Source organism: Natrarchaeobius versutus (assembly GCF_041205745.1).
In the GTDB taxonomy this organism is placed as follows: Archaea; Halobacteriota; Halobacteria; order Halobacteriales; family Natrialbaceae; genus Natrarchaeobius; species Natrarchaeobius versutus.
This window is the reverse complement of sequence record NZ_JBGFCC010000001.1, coordinates 826,448-848,294: the sequence shown is the minus strand read 5'-3', so window position 1 is coordinate 848,294 and position 21,847 is coordinate 826,448. Positions and strand designations below refer to the sequence as shown.

General features: G+C 64.6%; 18 protein-coding genes. 7 read left to right on the top strand and 11 right to left on the bottom strand.

Annotated elements, in window-relative coordinates; genetic code table 11:
- Positions 1 to 8: 8 nt before the first annotated feature.
- Positions 9 to 1,190 carry a galactonate dehydratase gene (dgoD, locus tag AB7C87_RS04245; protein WP_369728151.1) on the top strand — a complete coding sequence of 394 codons (1,182 nt, stop codon included), beginning with the start codon at positions 9 to 11 and terminating at the stop codon, positions 1,188 to 1,190.
- A 94-nt stretch (positions 1,191 to 1,284) separates the two neighbouring features.
- Here dgoD and AB7C87_RS04240 read toward each other — a convergent pair whose 3' ends face one another.
- Positions 1,285 to 2,010 (bottom strand): ThuA domain-containing protein, encoded by a 726-nt coding sequence (locus AB7C87_RS04240; protein ID WP_369728150.1) that lies wholly within the window; start codon positions 2,008 to 2,010, stop codon positions 1,285 to 1,287.
- Between the two features lie 291 nt (positions 2,011 to 2,301).
- Here AB7C87_RS04240 and AB7C87_RS04235 point away from each other — a divergent pair, with 291 nt between their 5' ends.
- Both AB7C87_RS04235 and AB7C87_RS04230 read left to right on the top strand, forming a co-directional pair.
- Positions 2,302 to 3,075, top strand: a complete 774-nt coding sequence (locus AB7C87_RS04235; RefSeq protein WP_369728149.1) for an IclR family transcriptional regulator — start codon at positions 2,302 to 2,304, stop codon at positions 3,073 to 3,075.
- 84 nt (positions 3,076 to 3,159) lie between these two features.
- Positions 3,160 to 4,407, top strand: coding sequence for a mandelate racemase/muconate lactonizing enzyme family protein (locus AB7C87_RS04230; protein ID WP_369728148.1), 1,248 nt, complete (start codon positions 3,160 to 3,162; stop codon positions 4,405 to 4,407).
- A 45-nt stretch (positions 4,408 to 4,452) separates the two neighbouring features.
- Here AB7C87_RS04230 and AB7C87_RS04225 read toward each other — a convergent pair whose 3' ends face one another.
- Positions 4,453 to 5,391: a dihydrodipicolinate synthase family protein gene (locus tag AB7C87_RS04225; protein WP_369728147.1), complete on the bottom strand. Its 939-nt coding sequence runs from the start codon at positions 5,389 to 5,391 to the stop codon at positions 4,453 to 4,455.
- A 127-nt stretch (positions 5,392 to 5,518) separates the two neighbouring features.
- Positions 5,519 to 6,691, bottom strand: coding sequence for a dihydrodipicolinate synthase family protein (locus tag AB7C87_RS04220; RefSeq protein ID WP_369728146.1), 1,173 nt, complete (start codon positions 6,689 to 6,691; stop codon positions 5,519 to 5,521).
- 110 nt (positions 6,692 to 6,801) lie between these two features.
- On the opposite strand from AB7C87_RS04220, the gene AB7C87_RS04215 reads away from it, so the two are divergent.
- Positions 6,802 to 7,938: a mandelate racemase/muconate lactonizing enzyme family protein gene (locus AB7C87_RS04215; RefSeq protein WP_369728145.1), complete on the top strand. Its 1,137-nt coding sequence runs from the start codon at positions 6,802 to 6,804 to the stop codon at positions 7,936 to 7,938.
- 109 nt (positions 7,939 to 8,047) lie between these two features.
- Here the strand turns inward: AB7C87_RS04215 and AB7C87_RS04210 are convergent, their stop codons facing one another.
- A complete protein-coding gene (locus AB7C87_RS04210) occupies positions 8,048 to 8,488 on the bottom strand; it encodes a PPC domain-containing DNA-binding protein (protein ID WP_369728144.1) in 441 nt (146 codons plus the stop codon).
- A 136-nt stretch (positions 8,489 to 8,624) separates the two neighbouring features.
- The gene (locus AB7C87_RS04205) at positions 8,625 to 10,511 is read right to left on the bottom strand and encodes a DUF8034 domain-containing protein (protein ID WP_369728143.1); all 1,887 of its coding nucleotides are present in this window, start codon (positions 10,509 to 10,511) and stop codon (positions 8,625 to 8,627) included.
- A gap of 495 nt (positions 10,512 to 11,006) precedes the next feature.
- Here AB7C87_RS04205 and AB7C87_RS04200 point away from each other — a divergent pair, with 495 nt between their 5' ends.
- A complete protein-coding gene (locus AB7C87_RS04200) occupies positions 11,007 to 11,420 on the top strand; it encodes a hypothetical protein (protein ID WP_369728142.1) in 414 nt (137 codons plus the stop codon).
- Here AB7C87_RS04200 and AB7C87_RS04195 read toward each other — a convergent pair.
- Positions 11,360 to 12,937: a glycoside hydrolase family 28 protein gene (locus AB7C87_RS04195; RefSeq protein ID WP_369728141.1), complete on the bottom strand. Its 1,578-nt coding sequence runs from the start codon at positions 12,935 to 12,937 to the stop codon at positions 11,360 to 11,362. The two genes, AB7C87_RS04200 and AB7C87_RS04195, sit on opposite strands and share 61 nt — an antisense overlap.
- Before the next feature lie 143 nt (positions 12,938 to 13,080).
- Between AB7C87_RS04195 and AB7C87_RS04190 the strand changes: the two genes are divergently transcribed.
- Positions 13,081 to 14,700 (top strand): pectate lyase, encoded by a 1,620-nt coding sequence (locus tag AB7C87_RS04190; RefSeq protein WP_369728140.1) that lies wholly within the window; start codon positions 13,081 to 13,083, stop codon positions 14,698 to 14,700.
- An 86-nt stretch (positions 14,701 to 14,786) separates the two neighbouring features.
- Here AB7C87_RS04190 and AB7C87_RS04185 read toward each other — a convergent pair whose 3' ends face one another.
- The 5 genes from AB7C87_RS04185 to AB7C87_RS04165 all read right to left on the bottom strand — a co-directional run bounded on the left by AB7C87_RS04185 (position 14,787) and on the right by AB7C87_RS04165 (position 21,519).
- Positions 14,787 to 15,017: a hypothetical protein gene (locus AB7C87_RS04185; RefSeq protein WP_369728139.1), complete on the bottom strand. Its 231-nt coding sequence runs from the start codon at positions 15,015 to 15,017 to the stop codon at positions 14,787 to 14,789.
- A gap of 70 nt (positions 15,018 to 15,087) precedes the next feature.
- Complete coding sequence (locus tag AB7C87_RS04180) at positions 15,088 to 17,337, bottom strand: ABC transporter ATP-binding protein (RefSeq protein WP_369728138.1); 2,250 nt, start codon at positions 17,335 to 17,337, stop codon at positions 15,088 to 15,090.
- 37 nt (positions 17,338 to 17,374) lie between these two features.
- Positions 17,375 to 18,430 carry an ABC transporter permease gene (locus AB7C87_RS04175; protein ID WP_369728137.1) on the bottom strand — a complete coding sequence of 352 codons (1,056 nt, stop codon included), beginning with the start codon at positions 18,428 to 18,430 and terminating at the stop codon, positions 17,375 to 17,377.
- On the bottom strand, positions 18,417 to 19,412 hold the full coding sequence (locus AB7C87_RS04170) for an ABC transporter permease (protein ID WP_369728136.1): 996 nt from the start codon (positions 19,410 to 19,412) through the stop codon (positions 18,417 to 18,419). The genes AB7C87_RS04175 and AB7C87_RS04170 overlap by 14 nt, the downstream gene beginning before the upstream one ends.
- A gap of 277 nt (positions 19,413 to 19,689) precedes the next feature.
- Positions 19,690 to 21,519 (bottom strand): ABC transporter substrate-binding protein, encoded by a 1,830-nt coding sequence (locus AB7C87_RS04165; protein ID WP_369728135.1) that lies wholly within the window; start codon positions 21,517 to 21,519, stop codon positions 19,690 to 19,692.
- A gap of 93 nt (positions 21,520 to 21,612) precedes the next feature.
- On the opposite strand from AB7C87_RS04165, the gene AB7C87_RS04160 reads away from it, so the two are divergent.
- Positions 21,613 to 21,828, top strand: a complete 216-nt coding sequence (locus AB7C87_RS04160; RefSeq protein ID WP_369728134.1) for a hypothetical protein — start codon at positions 21,613 to 21,615, stop codon at positions 21,826 to 21,828.
- Positions 21,829 to 21,847 lie beyond the last annotated feature (19 nt).

The following is a 21,847-nucleotide window of genomic DNA, read 5'->3' as shown; positions in this document are numbered from 1 at the left end:
CCGACGGGATGGAAGTCACCAGTTACGAGCTGTACGCGGTCCCGCCGCGGTGGCAACTTCTCAAACTCGAGACGAGCGACGGCCGGGTCGGCTGGGGCGAAGTCTACACGAAGTGGCACTTTACCGGCGACAGTCAGCCGGCGACGGCCAACGCCGTCGACCAGTTGATGCACCAGTACGTCCTCGGCGAGGACCCGTCCGCGATCGAACGGCTCTGGCAAGCGATGTACCGCAGTAGCTTCTATCGGGGCGGCTCGGTCCAGATGAGCGCGATCGCGGGGATCGACGAGGCGCTGTGGGATCTCAAGGGGAACGCCGCGGGACTGCCGGTGTACGAACTACTCGGCGGGCCGGCCCGCGATCGGATCCGCGTCTACCAGCACGTCCGATCACACGGCGACGTCTCGCTCGAGGCCTCGGAGGCGACCGGGCGGGCGGCGGCGGAAGCCCGCGAACACGTCGACGCCGGCTACACCGCCGTAAAGCTCGTTCCGACGGACGGGCTCGAACTCGTCGATACGCCGTCGGCGGTCGAACGCGCGGCCGAAGTCGTCGGCGCGGTTCGTGAGGCCGTGGGCCCCGACGTCGACGTCGCTCTCGACTTTCACGGCCGCGCCTCGAAGGCGATGGCCGCCCGGCTCGTCGACGCCCTCGAGCCGTTCGATCCGATGTTCGTCGAGGAACCGCTCGCGCCGGAACAGGTCGGGGAGATGGACCGGCTGGCGGCCCGGACGTCGGTTCCGATCGCGACCGGCGAACGGCTCTACTCGCGCTGGGAGTTTCGCCCATTACTCGAGGCCGACGCGGTCGACGTCGTCCAGCCCGACGTCTCGAGTGCGGGCGGGATCACGGAGACGAAAAAGATCGCCGACATGGCGGAAACGTACGACGTCTCGATCGCACCCCACTGCCCGATCGGGCCGGTGGCGCTCGCGGCGTCGTTGCACGTCGACGCGGCCGCGCCGAACGCCCTCATTCAGGAACAGACGATCCTCGAGGACGACCGCGCGATGAGCTACCTCCGGAATCCGGACGTCTTCGAGCGGACCGGCGGTTTCCTCGAGTTGCCCGACGGGCCGGGTCTCGGGATCGACGTCGACGAGGACCGGGTCCGCGAACTCGCGGGTACGGATCTGGCGTTCGACCGATCGCCGGGCTACCGGGCGGACGGGAGCGTCGGTGAACGGTAGGAACCCGATTTCGGGATCACCAGCGAACGACAGGAACCCGACTCCGGGATCACCAGCGAACGACGGCGTTCGTTTCTCGCCGCGAAGTCCGCCGCTATTCCTCCTCGAGGGGCTCTTCGGGCTCGACTTCGCCCCAGACGGTACTCGAGCCTTCGGTCGGTGTGGCCCACTCGACGGCGTTGTCGAGCACCCGTCGAATCTCGTCCTGATAGAAGATCGGGTACTCTTCGTGGCCGGGGCGGAACGCGAAGATCCGCCCGCGTCCGCGCCGATAGCAGAGCCCGGAGCGGAACACTTCGCCGCCCTCGAACCACGAGATGAAGACGGTCCGATCCGGTTCGGGGACGTCGTAGGGCTCGCCGTACATCTCCGTCGAGGGAACCTCGAACGACTCCTCGAGGCCGTCCGCGATGGGGTGGCCGGGGTCTGCGACCCAGATCCGTTCGGTCTCCCCGCCGTGGCGGTACTTGATGTTGCAGGTCGTCCCCATCAATCGTTTGAACGGCTTCGAGTTCTTCCCCGAGTGTACGGGGATAAATCCCATCCCCTCGTGGACGCGGTCGACCACCCGCCCGGCGACCACGTCGCTCACCTCGTCGTTCGCACAGTGTGACCACCAGACGAGGACGTCGGTTTCCGCGAGTACGTCCTCGGTGAGTCCGTGTTCGGGTTCTTCGAGCGTCGCGGTTCGAACCGTCCGCCCCTCCCCGGAAAGCGCGTCCGCGATGGCGCCGTGGATGCCGTCAGGGTACCGTTTTTCGACCGCTTTTTCCTCTCGTTCGTGTACGTTCTCGTTCCAGACGGTCACGCGCACTGTCATCGCTGGAGTAGTCGGCGGTGACCACGAAAAGTGTTTGGCTCTCCATCGTCCTCCTCGATCACGTCGTCTCTCACCCGTTCGATCCGCGATAGCCCGTGAGAAACCCGGAGATTCGAACACATCCGTCTGAGCCGTGGGGGATTCGCCAGAGAGAAACGTTCGATCGTCGGACGAGAGCCTCCTTCAAACGCCGAACGAGTCTCTCGAGTGACGTCCGCCAGCCGTTTTCGAATCGAGAGGAGTTCCCGACGTGGGAACACATTTATGTGAGGTCTTTTCCATTGGTATCGTATGGCAAGCACCTCCCAGGGCGACGGCGGACGGACGATCCGCTCGGTGGAGATCGCGTTCAACATCATCGACGTCCTCCAGGAGCACAACGGCGTCGGCGTCACCGAACTCGCCGAGGAACTGGGCCACTCGAAGAGCACGATTCACAGCCACCTACGCACGCTCGAGGAGCGAAAGATCCTGGTCCGGGACGGTGACGGCTACCGGCTGAGTCTGCGCGTCCTCGACATGGCGAATCACGTGCGCGAACAGGTCGAAAACTACGACGTGATCCGGACGGAAGTCGACAAGCTGGCGGAAGAAACCGGCGAGATCGCCCAGTTCGGAATCAGAGAACACGGCGAGGTGTCCTACCTCTACAAGGCGGCCGGCGACAGGGCCGTCGTCACCGCCTCCCGCGTCGGCACCCAACAGCCGTTGCACTCGACCTCACTCGGCAAGACGATCCTCGCGTTCATGCCCCCCGAACGCGCTCAAACGCACGTCGAGTCGGCCGAGTTCACGGAGTCGACGCCGAAGACGATCACCAGCGCCGACGCGCTCTTCGAGGAACTCGAGCGCACGAGAGAACGCGGCTACGGCATCGACGACGAGGAGAACTTCGAGGGGCTACGTTGCGTCGCCGCCCCGGTGACCGACGGCGAGTCCGTCCTCGGCGCGGTCAGCCTCACCGGTCCCTCGAGTCGGTTCACCGACGAACGGCTCCACGGTGAGCTCTCCGAATACGTCACGCGTGCGGCAAACATCATCGAACTCAACTCGAAATTTTCGTAGTCGGTGGCTTCGCCTCGCGTCCCGTAAACGGTTCGACGACGGGAATCACACGCAATTTATCAGTTTGGCCGACGATGTCGAGGTATGGACATTCGTGCCGTGAGCGGATACGCACTGTCGTCGCCGATCGACCCGCCACAGGACCGCCGATTCGCCGGCGGGACTCGCCGGCTGAACAAGCGGGACGTCGTTCTGGTCGTCGTCGAGACCGGCGACGGCGCGCGCGGGTTCTCGACGGCCGGCGCGAGTAGTTCGGCGATGCGAGAGTACTTCGAGGGCGACTCCCAGGGCACGTTCGCAGACGTCGTCGACGGGGCGGTCGCCGGCGCACTCGAGGGCGAGACTCTCGAGGCGATCGAGGACGCCGCGGCGATCCTCTCGCGGACCGATCTCCCGACACACCTCCGGACGGAGGCGATCTCGGCTATCGACGTCGCGCTGTACGATCTTCGGGGAAAGGAACTCGGTGCGCCGATCTACGACCTGCTCGCCGACGAGTACGGAACCGACCCGACGACGGAGATGCCCCTCTACGCGAGCGCGGGGATGTACATGGAGCCAGAGGGCTACGTTCGGCAGGCGGAGGTTCTCGAGCGCGAGGGCTTTTTCGGCTACAAGTACCGTCCGGGGATCGGCCCGGCGGGTGACCGGGAGACCGTCGACCACCTCGTCGATGCGGTCGACGAGATGGAGATCATGCTCGACGTTCACACCTGGTGGAAAGCCGACGACTCCTACGACGCCGCCGTTGTCCGCGACCTCGTCGAGCACGCGAGTGCGGCGGGCGCTTACTGGATCGAGGAGCCGGTCGAGCCGGCCGACCGGGAAGGATACGCCGACCTCGCGGAGACCGGCGCGGCGCTTGCGGGCGGCGAGAGCGAGCCGTCCCCGGAATCGCTCCGCGAACTGGGCGAGACGGGATCCGTCGACTTCCTGCAAGGAGACGTCCGCCACCACGAGGGGTACACCGGCTGTCGACCCGCGATCGAGTACTGTCGCGGCCGAGACGTCGAGTTCGTCCCCCACAACTTCGGCACGTGGCTCGGACTGATCGCGAACGCACACCTCGTGGCGGCCGCTCCCGACGTTCGGCTCCTCGAGTACCCGGTTTTCACCGACGATCCGCTCATCGAGGCCGAACCCGATCCGGGGATGTACCCATTCGACCTCGCGTTCGACATCCTCGAGGGAGCGCCCGCGGTCGAAGACGGGACGTTGACCGCACCCGACGGACCCGGCCTCGGCATCGAGGTAACCCTCGACGTCCTCGAGACGTACCCGTTCGTCGACGGTCCGTGGACCGAGTTCCGGTACGACGACGACCGTCGCTGAACCGGCGACGGTCCAAGCGCTCGACGCGTTCGATTGCAGTCTCCGTTAGCCGATCAGTCGATCGATATCGTCCTCGAGTTGGTTGTACAGCTCCTCGGCGCGGGACTCGCCGTCCGGAGAGAGCGGTTTGATGGGCTCGCGGACCTGGCCGCCGTGGAGGCCGGCCAGCTGGAGGCCCTTCTTGACGGCGGAGACGCTGATCGCGCCGTCGATGTCGTTGTTCTCGCCGGTTTCGTCTCTGAACCGTTGGAATGGGACGCAGATGTTTCTGATAGCGCGGGCGCGCTCCCAGTCGCCGCTCGAGAGCGCCTCGTACAGCGCGAGGCCGATCTCGGGTCGGAAGTTGCTGACGCCCGCGGAGAATCCCTCGGCGCCCTCGGCCCAGAAGGAAACCGCGTACGGTTCGGCGAGACCGTCGACCCAGACGACGTCGTCGTCTGCCACACCGATAGCCGCCCCCAGTTTCACGGGGTCTTTCAGCGCGTACTTGACGCCGACGACGCCGTCGATCCGGGTGAGTGCGGCGAGATACTCGACGGAAGGATCGAAGCCGCGAACGTACGGAACCAGCGGCGTCTCGGTCGCCGCGTCGATCTCGCGGTAGTACTCGAGCAACCCCTGCTCGTGGACGTAGGTGTGATCGGGTGGCATGATCATCATCGCGTCGACGCCGACGTCGTCGTACGCCGTGACGAGCTCTCGTGCCTCGCTCGTGTTGCCACCAACGCCTGCGAGGACGCAGTCGTCGTCGGCGAGCGCGTCGGTACACGTCGCGGCGACGGTGACCCGCTCTTCGCGCGAGAGCGAGTGGTACTCGCTGATGTTCGCCGACGCGAGGAAGGTGTCGATCCCTTTCCCGGAAAGCGTCCGCGCGTTCTCGTCGATTTTTTCGTGTTCGATGCGGCGGTCGTCGTCGAACGGTGTCAGGAGACCGACGGCGACCCCGCGGAGGTGTTCCTGTACCTGACTGGCGGACAGGGTCATGTACGTGTCGTACGCCGCTTATGGTATAAACCCATCGGCTGTGGCATACGTCCGCTATCGTGATGGGGGACGGAACCCGCCGCTCGACGCCCTGGTTTGCGGGATTCTCCCGCGACAAAGGAATCGGTCATCGTCTAACCGTCTCGGTTGGTGTGGCGTCGATTCCCTCGAGGAGTCGTCGAGTTCGCTCTCGGTCCGCTTCGGAGAGGTCGACCAGGGGTGGCCGGACCGGACCGCCGACGTAGCCGGCGCGGTCCATCCCGTACTTGACGACGGGAACGTTGTTCGCCGCCGGAAGCGCGTTTCCCTCGCCCGACTCGGCGCGGAGGGTCTCGAGTGGCCGGAGCGACCGTTGAATCTCCCGGGCGCGCTCCCAGTGACCGTCGCGGATCGCCTCGAAGAGCGAAAGCGTCGCCCGCGGAACGAAGTTGCCGATCCCGGTCGTGTAGCCGTCCGCACCCTCGATCCCGAACGACAGCGCGTACCGTTCGGCGATGCCGTTGATCCAGGCGACCTCCCCTGGTGAGCCCTCGAGCGCGCGGGAGAACGCCTCGACGTCGTCGACGGCGTACTTGACGGCGACGACCTCCTCGCGTTCGCTCAGCTCGTCGAGTACCCCTCGAGTGACCTCCGGCCCCCGTTTGTAGATCACCACGCCGAGATCCGTGGCGTCGCAGATGCGGTGGTAGTACGTCTCGAGGCCGGCCTCGTGGAGATACGTGTGCCCGGGGTGCATCACCATGACCGCGTCGGCCCCGACGTTCTCGTAGGCGCTCGCGAGCCGTCGTGCGTGGCGGAGGCTTCCGCCGACGCCCCCGACGATGGTCGCGTCGTCGCCGACCGCGTCGACGTGGGTTTCGACGACGGCGATTCGCTCCTCGTCGGTCAGCGAGTCGTACTCGCCGGTGTTTCCGCAGGCGACGAACAGCCGTGCGCCGGCGTCGAACTGCGCGGAGAGGTTCTGTGCGAGGGCGTCGTGGCGGACAGCGAGACTTCCTTCCTCGAACGGAACGGCGGTCGTGAACGCGACGTCTCGAAACTGCGCTCTCAAGCTACCGGTGTCCATAACGTACCAACCGGTACGAAGTCGGCCGTTGTAAGTGTAGCCCCGTTGCTCGCCACAGGGATCGCGTCCGTTCGTCGTTCGGCCGGATTTTCGGTCGGTCGGCGTGCGGTCGGTTCGTCGTCTGGTCGGCCGCTCTGTGGCTGGTTCCTGGTCGGCCGCTCTGTAGCTGGTTCGTCGTCTGGTCGACGATCGTTCGGATGGGGCGTCCGGTCGGTCGTCGTCCGAATGGCTCATCGTCCGGTCGGTCGGGTCTGGATGGTCGCCGTCTCGAGTCGCCACGCGTTCGGCCCCGAAACGACAGCTTCAGCACAAGCTATATTTCGTCGGCGCTCACCCGTCGAAGCATGGAGATCACGACGATCGAAACGATTCCGCTCCGGCACTCGCTTCCGGAGGGGCGCAGTCTCGGCGACGCGCGCGGCTTCGGACGAACGCGGAAGACGACGCTCGTGCGACTGGAAACCGACACCGGCCTCGAGGGCTGGGGCGAGGCGTTCGCCCCTGGCCGGATCGTGGAGGCGACGGTCGAGGAACTGTTCGCGGACGACGTCGTCGGGTTGGATCCCTTCGCCGTCCAGTCGCTCGTCGACCGGTCGTACACGGACCCGTATCACTTCGGTGGCGACGTCTTCGTCCAGAGCGCGCTCAGCGGGATCGACGTCGCCTGCTGGGACATCGTCGGCAAGGCGGTCGAACGCCCGGTCTACCGGTTGCTCGGCGGCACGGAGTGTGAGTCGCTCGTCCCCTACGCCTCCACGATGTACTTTACCGAAGAAGAGAGACCGCTCGAGGAGCCGATCCGGGAGGCGGTCGAGGAGGGGTTTACGGCGGCGAAGATCAAAATCGGCGCCGGTCGCGACGACGACGTCGAGCGCGTCCGCGTCGCCCGTGAGATCCTCGGCGACGAGGGCCGTCTGATGGTCGACATGAACGGGAACTACCGGCCCCATCAGGCCATCGAGACGGCGAACGCGATCGCCGACTACGACGTGGCGTGGATCGAGGAGCCGGTCCCCCCGGAGAACGCCTCGGGCTACCGGGAGGTGAAACGCCGGATCGATACGCCGATCGCGGCCGGCGAAGCCCACTACGGTCGGTTCGCGTTCAAGGAACTCGTCGACGACCGAACGGTCGACGTCGTCCAGCCGAACCTCGGCCGGTGTGGCGGCTTCTCGGAGGCGCGACTGATCGCCGACATGGCCTCGACCGAGAACGTCGCCGTCAGGCCCCACGTCTGGAACAGCGCGGTCGGGACGGCCGCCGCGGTCCAGTTCGCCGCGAGCGTCTCCGACTACCCCCACAGCCGGAACGTCCCGGAGCCGATGGTCCTCGAGTTCGACCGGAGCGAGAACCCCCTCCGGGACGACCTGCTCGAGACGCCGCTGGATCCGACCGGCGGGCGACTCGAGGTTCCCCAGGAACCGGGTCTCGGCATCTCGATCGACGAGCAAGCGCTCGAGCGGTATCGGTCGGAGGCGTAGTCGGGCACTCGAGCGGTATCGGTCGGAGGCGTAGTCGCATCGGTCGGACGCATAATCAGACACTCGAGCGGGAGGCCAGCGGAGTGCGTTTGTCGCCGACCGGGGACGGTTACTCGTCCCGCCGCGTAAGTTGCGAGACGTTCCGGTCGTTCGGCCGGCGCTCGAGCGGGAGGCCCTCCACCCGGCGGATCGTGAACTCTCCGAGGACGTTTATCTCACAGCCCTCCTCCAGGTGGCCGCCGACGGTCCGCTCGCCGTCGAACGCCGTCACGTGCAGATGCGGTTCGCCGTCGGCGACGATCCCGTCGACGTTCGTCACCTCCCAGGCGCCCTCGAGTTCGAGGTCGACGTTTCGATCCGCCTGCTCGTCGGGGAGGTCGGTCCGATTCACGTAGTGGATGTTGAGCGAACTGAACGTCCCGATGCCGGAGACGACGACCCCGGTATCGATCTCGCGGTCGGCACAGACCTCGCGGATGGACTCGAGTGCGCGGTCGCCCCGGTCCAGTCGGACGAAGACGTGGCCGTCGTCTGCTTCGAAGCTCTCCATTGGAACTCTGTGTGGAGTGAGACCGCCTGAGAGATAAATCTTGATCCGTCGGAACGGTCACAGACGACTGCCCCGAGTCGTTCGGGAAACGACGGCCTCGGATCGGACCACAGCATCGAGAAGCGCCGCGCCTGCGTCAGGACCACGGCAGATCGTACGTCGGATCGTTCACGTATCGCTCGAGGGCGGCCGACAGCGAGAGACGAGAGCCGGCCGGGAGCGAGATCGAGAGCGCGTTCGTCCCGGCGGTTCGCCTCTCGCCGTCGTACTCGACCGTCGCGAACTCGTGTTCGCCGTACGCGCCGGCCTGGACGATCACCTCCCGATTCCGGCCGCCACCGTTGACGAGCGTTAGGTCGATCCCGTCGGCGTCGACTCGGGAGACGAGCGCGCCGACGCCCTCGGGTAGCCCTGGCCGCCGCCGTTCGGGATCGAAGTGACGAACCTGCGCCATGACCAGCCCGCCGTAGTACACCGGCTGGGGCGACCCCATCGTCGTCTGGAGCAGTCCCCGGTGGAAAACCGGGTTCCGGTCGCGGAGGTAGTCCTCGTCGAGTTCGGCGGGTTGCCCTCCCTCGGCGCACATCTCCGCCTGACGCGACCGGACCCGCTCGAGGCTCCCCTCGAGAACGCGCGTCGGATAATCGGGAAACTCCCCCTCGAGGTAGGCCAGCCAAGCGTACTCGTGGCCGGCACCGTGTTTGTCCGCGGGTCGAGGGTCGACGAACGTCCAGTCGCGTTTCCCCCAGTCGCGGAGACGGCGAACGCGCTCCCGGTCGTCTTCGTCCATCGAGACGCACCACAGGTGGACGGCGTAGGGGTCGTCGCTGTGGGGTTTGAACTCGTACCAGCCGTCGCTCCACAGCACCTCGCCGTCGTCCTCGGTGAGCACGCCCGTCGCGTCGTAGTGGTAGTCGCCGGGATCGCCGTACTTGTGCGGGATGTACAGCGTCTCGTGGACCGAGTCCTCGGAGACCGTGACCGCGTTGTCGATCAGGACGTCGAGTTGTGACCGGGGGAACGCGAGGTGTTCGCGATCGCCGGTGAGCAACACGGCGTTCTCGGCGGCGACCGTCGGCCCGATACCGACGTAGTGCCAACCGCCCCACGACCAGCCGTAGTAGCCGCCGTACCACTCGCCTGCCGGCTCGCCGATTTCGCCCGAGCGGCCGACGTTGTCCGGGATCACGCCGTCGTTCTCCGCAGTGCGTTCGCGCCAGGCCTCGAGGTACTCGAGAACCCACTCGCGGTAGCGATCGTCGCCGGTGTGGAGATAGGCGTTCGTCAGCAGGCTCGTCGCGTTCAGGTTCAGCGGAATGTCGCCGGTCGAACACCGCTCGTTCAGGACCGCGAACAGCCGCGACTCGTTCTCGGGATCGAGCAGATCCGTCGCGCGCTCGAACTCGAGGTCGCGCCAGGGAAGCCCGTGTCTGGCCCACCGGTAGTCCGCGCCGTAGGAGTGGTGGTCGTACGCGGAGAAGTCGGCGTACTCGGGGCCTGCGCCGCCGTTCATCGGTCCTCGTACGAGACGCTTCTCGCCGTCGTAGTTGTTCGCGTCCGAATCGGCGAGGTAGAGCCCCGCGAACCGTTCGGCGCGTTCGACGACGACGTCGTCCTCGGGGGCGGCCAATCCCAGGTTGTACGTAAACTGGTTCGCCTCGCCGAGGTGAAACCAGTCGCGACAATGTTCGAAGTCGTCGACGACCATTGGGTGGCCAAACGGCGTCTCCGTCTCGCGCCCGCGTTCCAGCGCCCCCTCGTAGACCGAACGGGCGTGTTCGAGAAATCGGTCGTCGCCGCCCATCGCGTACACCAGCGGCCAGTTGTAAAACCCCTCCAAAAGGTCGTCGAACCCGTCGGCACCGACGTGGTCTTCGGGGGGCCACAGCGGTTCGCCGCCCTCGCCGACGTAATCGTCGACGAATCGGTCCACCGCACTCGCCATCACGTCGAGCAACTCCCGTTGAACCATCGCCCACTCGGGCCGCTGCCTGATCGAGACTCGCGCTTCCAGTTCGAGCATGCACTCGAGGAGCGGGCGATTCCACATCAACGTTTGGTCTCCCGGGCGATCGAATTCCCCGGGAGATCTGGTCCCCGGATCGAACGGACGGATCGCTGGTCTGGTCGTCCATACTGTTCCCCTGTGGGGAACGAAAACCTCGAGTATTTACACGGGTACTCGTGTAATGGGTCTCCGAATAACGGCGCCACAACTGCCCTAACGCTCGAATCGTCGACTTTCCTTCCGAGGCATCCGGACCGGCCCGTTTCCTACGGACCCCGTCTGTGGCGGATTCGACGCCCAATCCGCCGTTGTGCGGGGTTCGTTCGGCGCTGGCGAACCGACGGCCCCAGTTGGCGGGTGGCGATCGCCGTCGAACGCGGGCCGTCGTCCGAACTGCTTTTGTCGATCACCGCACGCGTTCCCGTATGGCATCGGAGCACACCTATAGTAGCCACTGCACGTCATTGCACACCTGATCGCCAGACGGTTCGGCGATCAGTGTGTACCTCGTTGCAGTTGTTACTATACCGGTATCGAGATCCGACGCTGTCGGTCGACCGGAGCGTCGAGGATCTGCTCGAGCGAACGACTCTCGAGGGACGGTCGCACAACTCGGATCGATCTCCTGTCTCGAAGCTTCTCTTCGACGGCGCGTTCGATCCTCGGAAAGCCGTCGACGCGCTCGAGTACACCACCGGCGAGTACGAACTTCGCGTCGGCCACTCGTCGACCGACGTTCGAGAGCGTGCGACGGTCGATATCACTGGCGAGAAGCGCCGAGTTTCCCCGAGCGCGAAGCGATTTTTCACGGAGGGTGACTCGAGTAGCGATTTGCCCGCGGGCGACGGCGGGCGCCGTATCGATCACTCGAGTGTGACGTCGCAGTCGGCGTCGACGTCGACGGCGGAGCCGAGATCGCCGTAGTTCCCGGCAAGCGAAAGGCGTCGACTCGCGTCGCCGCCGATAGAGAGGAACGTCTCCCCGTTACTCGGCGAGTCACAGCCGCGGATTCGCGTTTCGGTCGCGTTCTCGATCTCGATCGCCGGTGCGGCCGTTTCCTCCGTCGGGGCCGCCTCCTCGACGTCACTCCGCTCGACCTCGAGTCCGTCGATTGACACCAGGTCGGTTTCCTCGAACCGGAACGCCGTCGAGTCGGGGGTTCTGAGGGCGACGTTCGAGAACGAGACCTCCGAGATTGATTTACAGAAGAAGCCGTGTCGTTGCTCGTAGCCGTCGGCCATCGCGGGATCGAGGTCGGTCGCCTCGAGCGACCGGGTCGCGTCGATTCGGACGTCCTCGAAGGTGATCTCGCCGAATCGACGTTCGGGGAGCCCGGCGAGGAAGCCGGCCGACTCGACCTCTCTCGCGGTGATATTCGAGAAGTGAACGTTGCGAACCAGCGGCGTCGTCCCGTCGACGGGTTCGGGCTCGCTGTCGATCGGCGTGAAGTAGTAGCCGTTGATCACGAACGGACAGGCGACGCGGCGCATGACGAGCGTATCGAACCGCAAATCTTCGACGACGCCACCTCGGCCCCGTTGGGTCTTGATCCGGATGCCGCGGTCGGTGTCGGTGAACGTACAGCCGGTGACGGTGACGTCCCGGACGTCCCCCGACATCTCGCTGCCGATGACGACGCCGCCGTGGCCGGCCTCGACCGTGCAGTTCGCGACGGTGATGTTTCGAGCGGGTTCACCGACCGCTCGACCCTGCTCGTCCTTGCCGGATTTGATGCAGATCGCGTCGTCGCCGGCGTTGATGAACGTATCGCTGATCCGAACGTGACTCGAGGAGTCGACGTCGATCCCGTCGCCGTTGGGCGCGTCGGCCGGATTCTCGATCACGACGTCGGTAATCGTCACGTCCTCGGAGTAGACGACGTGGGTGTTCCAGAACGGCGAATTCCGGAGGGTGACGCCCGAGACGCTGACGTTTTTCGAGTCGTACACCTGGAGCAACGGCGGCCGAAGCGTAAACGAACTCACGTCGTCTTTGTGCTCGTTTCGTTCGTCGAACTCCTCGAGGCGTTCTCTGAGCCCGTCGGGGTACGCAGACCGCGGCCGATCCCGGAACTGCCACCAGTACTCGCCCGAGCCGTCGATCGTTCCGCGACCCGTGATCTCGACCGTTTCCGCGGCGTCGACCAGCAGACACGGGTGAAAGCCGACCTGGTCCCACCCTTCCCACCGGCTCTCTGCGGTCGGGAACTCGGTGTAGTCTCCGACGAAGCGGACCGTCGCACCCGCCTCGAGGTGAAGCGTCGTCAGGTCGCCGACCCGGAGCGGGCCGGTCAGGTACTCGCCGGGCGGGACGGCGACCGTGCCGCCGGAGCCGGCACACGCCTCGAGCGCCTCCTGGATCGCCTCGGTGTCGAGCGTCTCGCCGTCGCCTGTCGCGCCGAACTCGTGGACGTCGTATCGACTCGTCTGACGTTCTGCCATCGTTGGGCTATCTTCGACCGAATAGATAAACGTTGTGACGTCTCCGACTCACTCGAGCGTTCGTCGGGGCGGTTCCCGCTCGAACGATCAACTGAATTTCCCGCCCAAACGACCAAGTGAATCCGCGCCAACGGGGAATCACGATGTCGACAGCACTCGCTACCGAGATCGTCGATGCGGTCGCCGCACACGTCGATACGGTTCTCGAGGACGGCCGAGACGAGTACGGCGAGCGACGGACGCCGCTTCTCGCGGACGCCGTCGATCCCGAGACCGGTGAGGCGCTCCCCTACGACGGGCGCGACGTCGGCGACGGCCGGCGACTCTCGAACCTCGCGTTCCAACAGGAGTTCCTCCGGACGCTCGTCGCGCTCGGTCGAATCACCGGAACCGATCGGTACCGCGAGGCGGCCGCCGAACTCGTCTCGTGGGCGTTCGACGAACTCGTCGACTCGGCCGGCCTCCTCAACTGGGGCGGCCACGCCGCCTACGACCTCGAGGCGGACGCGGTCGTCCACAGCAAGGGATACCACGAACTCAAGTTCGAGTATCCGTTCTACGAGTTCCTTCGATCGGTCGATCCGGACGCGACCGACCGCTTCGTGGAGGCGTTCTGGAACGCCCACGTGACGGACTGGTCGATGCTCGATTTCAACCGTCACGGCTCGTGGGACGACTCGGTCGCCCGGAGCCGGGCCGATTCGGGCGGCGGCGCGTGGGATCACGACTACGAGGGCGGTGACGTCTTCTTCTGGGGTGACGGGCTCACGTTCGTCAACACCGGGAGCGACCTCTACTACGCGGCTGGACTCCTGGCGGCGCTGACCGGCGACGACGAACCGCTTCGCTGGAGCAAGCGCCTCGCCCGGCGGTACGTCGAGACCCGCCAGGAGCCGGGCATCAGCGGCTACCAGTTCAGCCAGCATCCGAGTTATTGCAACGGCCCGAGCGTCCGCGGCGACCGCGCTCAGTACCAGTTCGCGCCCTACGTTCCCGGCGACCACCTCGTCTACGAGGGGACGCTGTTTCGGCCGCGGCCGATCGTCCAGCGTCGCCAGTTAGCACTCGGCGACCGCCTCGGCGAACGCGGCGCCGAGTTCACCCGGTGGGCCGTCGAGGAACTGCGCGCCTGGCACCGGGAGGCGTATCGACCGGCCGAGAACGTCTTCGAGCCGATGCTCACCGACGGCCTCAGCCTCGAGGGGTTCGTGATTCGTCGGGAGGGCTACTTCGGGCCGAAGGGGCGGATAATCGACCCGATCGAGTGTGGGCCCGAGTTCCTCTGGACGTACGCGAGCGCGTTTCGAATCGCCGGTGACGAGCACTGTTTCCGGGCCGCCCACGAGATGGCTCGCGGACTCGGTCTCGGCGACGTCGGATCGGTTGGTGGTGATATCGAACGCGACGTGCGCACAGACCGTAACGACGACGCGGGCGGACGTGACGTCGACCAAGAGCCGACGCTTACTCCCCGAGCGGACGAGATTCCCGTCCGTCACGAGACGCTGTGCGCGCTCCTCGAGTTCCACCGTGCGACCGGTTGCTCGGCGTATCTCGACGCGGCGACAATCCTCGGCCGTCGCCTCCTCGAGAGCCGTCGGAATTCCGACGCGGGTGCGTTTACGGACGAGCACGGACGCGTTCTGCTCGACGACCCGGTTCCGCTGGCCCTGCTCTGGCTCGCGGCTCTGCTCGAGGGGGATGATTCGGCGAATCTGCCGACGCCGGTAGGGACGCGCGGAACGTCGTCGGGTGGATTCTAACGTTGCCGGGCAGATTCTAACGCTGTCGGGCAGATTTTAGACGATCATCGCTTCCACGAGAGCGTGTCGACCGGCTTCGCCGACGATCACTGCCTGCTCCACCAGATGAGCAGGTACGCCGAGAGGCCGACGATCATCAGCCCCGCTCCCCAGATCGGTAACAACGCGGCGAGGACGCCCTCCTGAAGCAGGAAGCCGACGAAAATGAGGATCGCGCCGGCCGAGGCGGTGGTCAACGTGACGGAGCTGAGCACGGTTCGTACGGCCCGGGAAAGCTTCTCGACTGGTGGCGCGTTCCTGAACGTCTCGATTGCCATGGTCGACGTTCGTATCGGAGGAGTATAAACTATCGTCCTTTGTTCCGTGATCTTGAGGGAGAACGGCGGACTATCCGCTCTCCTCGGCAGTCAGTTCGTCGCCGTCGACGGCCGATTCGACGGCGGCGGCCGCCCCTTCCTCGTCGACGATCGATTCGCTCCGCCAGTACTCGTGATCCTCGAGCGTCCGGAAGCAGGCGGTCCGTCGGTAGCCGTCGTCCCCGGACGTGTCGACCATCTCCGGCTCGTCTCTCCGGCAGACCTCTCGTGCTTCGGGACAGCGGGTGTGGTACCGACAGCCCGACGGCGGATCCGTCGGGTCCGGGATGTCGATCTTTCGCATCGGCGACTCCTCGTTTCGTTCGTCGTCGGTCATCAGCTCCGGCGTCGCCCAGCAAAGCGCCTGCGTGTAGGGGTGTTGTGGATCGTTGATGATCTGGTCAGGCGTGCCAATCTCGACGAGCTTGCCCAGGTAGACGACCCCGATCAGGCCGTCGGTCTTCTCGGTGATGTATCGTGCGTTCGAGAGGTCGTGAGAGATGAACAGGTAGGAGGTGTCGAACGTGTCCTGTAACTCGAGCATCAAATCCATCATTTCGACGCGAAGCGAGACGTCGAGTGCGCTTACCGGCTCGTCGGCCAGAATCACGTCGGGATTCATCAACATCGCCCGGATCAGCGCAACCCGCTGTTGCTCGCCCCCCGAGAGCTGGTGGGGGTAGCGCTCGATGTAGTCTTCCGGCGGCGACATCCCCACGTGCTCGAGCATGCTCAGGATTCGCTGGCGTCGGTCGTTGCCATCGAGGTCGTCGTACCAGCGAATCAGCGGCTCCTCGAGGCTGGAGGCGACCCGCCGGTAGGAGTTCAACGCGGCTCCGGGATCCTGGTGGACGACCTGGAGCGACCGACGAATCTCCTCGAAGGGGATGGAGACGTCTCCTTCGCCCCGCTTTGCCTCCCAGACGTCCTGTCCCCGGTACTCGACGGCACCGCCCGTGGGCTCTTCGAGTCCGACGGCGGTCTTGCCGAGTGTCGTCTTGCCACAGCCGCTCTCGCCGACGAGGACGACGACGTCGTTCTCGTAGATGTCGACGGAGACGCCGTCGACCGCCTTGACGATCTCGGGATCCGCGAAGATGCTCATCAACCCCTCGCTTTGGTTCGACTCGAAGTGAACCTCGACGTCCGTGAGCGAGACGACCGGTTCGCCGTTGGCCTCACGGGATCGCCTCCGCACGGTCGATTCGGACTCCCAGCGCTCGAGGTCCGACTCGTCGTACTCCTCGGAGATGGGTATCTCCTCGCTCGCTCGTTCCCAGTGGTGACAGTGGACGTCGTGGTTCCCGTCGACGCGATACGCTTCCGGATCCTCGGACTCACAGAGCCCATCTGAAAGCGGACAGCGGGTGTGATACGAACAGCCCGCCGGAACGTTCACCGGGTCGGGGGCGCTCCCCTGGATCGGACGCATCGCCTCGATGGGCGCCGTGAGGTTCGGCGTCGATCTGAGAAGCGCCCGCGTGTAGGGGTGTGCGGCCGTCTCGAGCAGTTCGTCCGCCGGGCCGATCTCGATGAACTCGAAGGCGTAGAGGACGCCGATCCGGTCGGCGAGGTCGACCACCAGCGGGAGGTCGTGGGTGATGAAGACGATCGTCAGATCGTACTTCTCTTTGATCTCCTCGATGAGCGAGATGATCGACCGTTGCATCAGCAAGTCGAGTGCCGCCGTCGGCTCGTCCATCACGAGGACTTCCGGCTCGAGCACCAGGCTGAGCGCGATCAGGACGCGCTGTTTCATCCCGCCGCTGAGTTCGTGCGGATAGGAGTTGAGTACCCGTTCGGGGTCCATGTAGAGATCCGAGAGCAACGTTCGCGTCCGTTCTAACCCTTCGGAGACGTCGTAGCCGTGGGCGCTCAGCGTCTCGACGAAGTGCGTCTCGACCCTTCGGACGGGATTGAACGAACTCATCGCCCCCTGGAAGACCATCGCGATCTCCTCCCAGCGGAACTGGTTCAGTTCCTTCTTCGAGAGGTCGAGGACGTCGACCGGCTCCCCCGACTCGGGGTAGTAGGTGATCTCGCCGCTGAGGATGCCGGGATCGACGACCGCGTCGAGAAACGCGGACGCGAACATCGACTTCCCGCTTCCGCTTTCCCCGACGACGCCGAGGATTTCGTTGCGACTGATATCGATGCTCACGTCGTCCAAGACTCGAGACTCGCCCCGTTCCATCCCGAACCGGACGGTGGCGTTTCGCACCTCGAGGACCGCGTCGTCCGCGGCGGTTCGGTCGGTGTTCGTTGCCCCTGGTTCGACCATGTCGGAGTCGTTGTGTGAAATCGTCATAACGGTTTCGTTACACTTGTTTGATCATTCCGGTGTTGTCTGTGTCCACGTCCTCCTCGGGATCGACCTCTCCGCCGCCGTTTTCGTGGCGGGCTCTGACGCGCGGGTTGAACACGCGGTCGAGCGACTGGCCGAGCAGTATCAACCCGATCGAGATCCCGATGATCGCGACCATCGGGATCAACAGCCAGTGAATCGCACCCGGTCGGTAGTGTGCGCCCTGGTCGTACGCCGCATAGAGCGTGATTCCCCAGTTTTGGTCCTCGAACGGCAGTACGCCGAGGAAGTATAGCCCGACGGCCGAGAAGATGATGTTCCGGATCGCGTTCATCAGGTTGATGACGAGATACGGCATGAGATGCGGGAGAACGTCTTTCCGGATGATCCGCGAGGTTGGGATGTCCATCGCGCGGGCCGATTCGGTGAACGATTCCATCCGTATCGTAAGCACTTGCGATCGGATCGCCCTCGCGAGCCCCGCCCAGGCCGCGACGCTCAGCAGGATGCCGACCATAACCGGATGGCGGGGTTCGAACATGACCGAGAGCACGATCACGAGCGGCAATCCGGGAATGTTGATGAACACGTCGGTGATCGAGTTGAGGACGGTGTCGGTGATTCCGCCCTTGTAGCCGGCGACCGCACCGATGGCGGTTCCGAGCGAGACGGTGAACAGCCCGCCCGAGATCATCATAATCAGCATCGGTCGGGTCGAGTGGACCGCATCGGCGAGCAGATCACGCCCCATACGATCGGTTCCGAGTGGGTGTTCCCAGGTTTCGAACGGCTGGATGAACGCGGAGCCGTCGAGATTCGACGTCGGCTCGATGAGGTAGACGCCGAGCGTGCCGACGAGGACGTAGAACGCGATTATGGCGATGCCGATTCGGGCACGCCAGTCGTCCCAGATGATCGAAAGCGGGGCGTAGACGTACGTCTCGTATCGCTTCCGGTACCGATCACGACGCGTCTCCTCGACGTCCGAGATCGCTTCGAACGGCGATCTGGTGGTGCCGCCGTCGGTGGCGGTCGAGCGATCGTCGCCGATCCCGTTAGAATCCTTCACGACCTTCACCTCCTGCACGCGGATCGATCTTCGAGTACGTCAGGTCTGCAAACAGCAGGGCGATGACGACGGCGATCGTGATGATGGTAAACGCCCCCATCATCAGCGGGTAGTCGCGCTGGTCGACCGCCGACATCATGTAGTAGCCAACGCCACGATAGGCGAACACCTCCTCGAGAATTATCGAGCCGCCGAACATGCTACCGATACTGATCATCAGACCCGTATACATCGGTAAGATCGCGTTCCGGGCGACGTACTGGACAGCGATCGTCGAGTCCGGTAATCCTCGGAGACGGGCGACGCGAAGGTAATCCTCGCCGAGCACTCGAATGCTGTTTCCGCGCATACTCAGCGATGCGGCTCCCGAGACCACAAGCAGTGAGATCACCGGCAACGCCGCGTGGTGTATCACGCCCCGTATGTACGGCCAGTTGAATCCCGGTTCGATACCCGTCGGTTGTCGGCCGCCGGTCGGGAAAACACCGTACCGGTAGCCGAAAACCACCAGCAACAAGATCGCGAGCACGTAGAACGGGATCGATCCCATCACCGTCGCGTAGCCGGTCAACCCGACGTCCAACCGCCCCCCCTCCCAGTAGGCCATCAACGCACCCAGGGCGATGCCGACGAAGAAACTGATGAACATCGCCCAGCTCAACACGAACAGCGTCCACGGCAACGCGGTCGCGAGAATTTCCGCCACCGGTCTGTCGTAGTACAACGACTGACCGAGGTCTCCCTGTAACGTCGACGCCATATAGTTGAGATACGCGATCGGAATCGGTTCCTGCGGATTAATATTGAGTCGAAGCTCCACGAGATGCCGTGCCTGTGCCGGCGAAATTCCCTGTTCTTCGTACCGTACGACCATCGCGGACATCGGGTTCCCCGGCATCGTCCGCACGAGAACGAAGGAGATCGTTATCACCCCCCACACCGTAAACAGTGCCTGGCCTATTCGCCGAACTCTCCAATCCATACGTACCGTACTACTGAGGCAATATCTTATAAACGTATGGGTATCAACTGACCGCCATTCGAGTCAGTCGACCGTCGACAGAATATCCGCTGGGCGCCCGAGAACCAGCACGTTTCGCGGTCGTGGGCCGCCGCCGCGGACGGCGATGGCTCGAAGTCTGACCAGTGGCACTCGAGGTAACGTCGGTCGCACTCGGTGAGCCCGGTCAGCGGAGACGGTGTGGTGTGTGCTCGCCGGACGGCGCCTCGAGCGATGCCGGTTAGAGGTAGTCTCCGATTCACTCCCGTCTCAACACGCCGTCCGGGAGCGAGTGGACGTCGAACAACACGGTGTCGAGTCCGTGTTTGATCTCGTGTCTGGCGTCTAGCTCCCAGCCGTTACCCGTGTTGAGCACGCCGTTCGAGGGCTCGAAGCCCATCTCGGCCTGGGGGATGTGCTGGTTCCAGGCCCACATTAGCTCTCGGTGGTACTGTTCGTCGTTCGTGATTCGCCACTCGGTCAGGTGTTCGGCGACATTGATCGTCTGCTCGCCGTCCGATCCCGTCGGATCGCCGACCGGCATCGGGATGGTCATCTCCGGGCTGTGGTGGGTGAGATCGCTGATCCAGTCCCAGAGGTCGAGCGACCACATCTCGGAGATGCTGTCCGCCGACGACCCGTCGGGGATGATGTCGTACTCGCCGGCCATCCGCCGCTCGTCGAACGTCGCGTCGTCGACTTCCTCCTGGACCGTCTCGATTCCAAAGTCGTTCAGGTTGGCGACGAGCGTCTGGATGACGACGTTGTCGAAGCCGCCGAGGATCGAGATTTCGAACACCTCGTCGTCGGGTGTATACCAGGTGCCGTCCTCGAGGGAGTACCCCTCGCCTTCGAGCAGTTCGGTCGCCGTCTCGGTGTCGTTCTGGCCGTACTCGGTGAAGTCGCTTACGTCGACGACACCCTCCTGGAGCGCGCCGTGTGGGACACGACACGGGGGGAACTCGAAGACCTCGATTTCGGTGCCCTCGGCCAGCGTTGCCAGCCCTTCCTTGTCGAAGACGTGGGCAACAGCCTGGCGAACCTCCCGGCTCTCGAACGGCGTATCCCAGACGTCCACGTCGTAGCCGCAGTTGAACGTGATCAGGTTGTTGTGCGAGAGGTCCTCGGAGATGAGTTCCGATCCCGGGGGCATCTGTTCTTGCAGGTCCGGCGGCGCGGGCCAGCCGCTGTGGGAGGCGTCGACGTTCTCCTGCAGGTAGGCCTGAATCGGGTCCTCGAAGTGGTGAATCGAGAACTCGTCGATCTCGATATCATCGGCGTACGGGTGGTCGTCGAACACTTCACAGACGATCTCGTCGTCGCCGATGGTCGCGACTTCGAAGGGGCCGTTTCCGATGGGGTGATCGGTGATTTCTGGGTACGGCGTCGTGATGGCGTCTTCGATACCGCTCATTCGTTCGTCGCCGTCGCCGTGGACGATCTGCTCGTGCCACTCGCTCCAGGTGTCGTCGTCGTGTTTCGTAAAGACGCCGTGGTGAATCTCCCCGGGAGGGCGCGCGAGCGCCTGAATGGCCGTGAAGTGTTCGGACAGCGGGTCACGGAGCGAGAGTCGTGCGAAGTGGTCGTCGACGACTTCGATGTCCTGGACGAACGGGCCAGCGTCCGGATCGTCGATATCGACTTCGCCCTCGTGGATCAACGCGTTGTTGATCTCGACTTGCATCGTCCAGTCCTCGACGACGACCGGATCGCCGTTGTGCCAGACCCAGTCGTCCCTGATCTCCACCTCGAGCGTGTCGTCGTCGGGCTTGCTGTAGTCTTCGACGATCATCGGGAAGATCTCGTCGGCGGGCGCGGAGTAGACCGCCATCTTGTCGAAGACCAGACGACCCGGATACCACGCGGCCGTTCCGGACGGGTTGAACGGGTTGAAGTGACGGTCCTCCGGGGCCGCGTAATCGCGGTCGTCGGTCCGGAACCGAATCGCGTCTTCGTCCCCGTTGAGGCCTTCCTCATCTTCCGGTTCTTGACTACTACACCCTGCAACCATTGCCGCGGTCCCGAGCGCACCGAGCCGGATAACGTCCCGTCTCGACGCTCTCGAGGTGCGATTCGCATCGGTTGGCATTCCACTTATGCCTGTGGAGTGATTTACAATAAAGGTTATGGTGATTGAGACCGAGGGACATACACTTATCAGCGCCGGCCACCAAACCGGGGTATGACGCTCATGCAGTCGGTCTGTAAAACGATCGTGACGATCGATATCCTCTTTCTCTTACTTCTCGGGTTTTCGTATCCGTATCTCGAGTCTGGAACCGGCTCGTACGTCGTCGCGCAACTCACGCTCGCTCCGGTCGTCCTTACGTTCGTCGCCAGCCTCGTCATCCTCCACCTCGAGTGGGATCCGTTCTCGCGGTCGGCCGTCGACTCCTGATCGGTTCGATCGCCTCCAA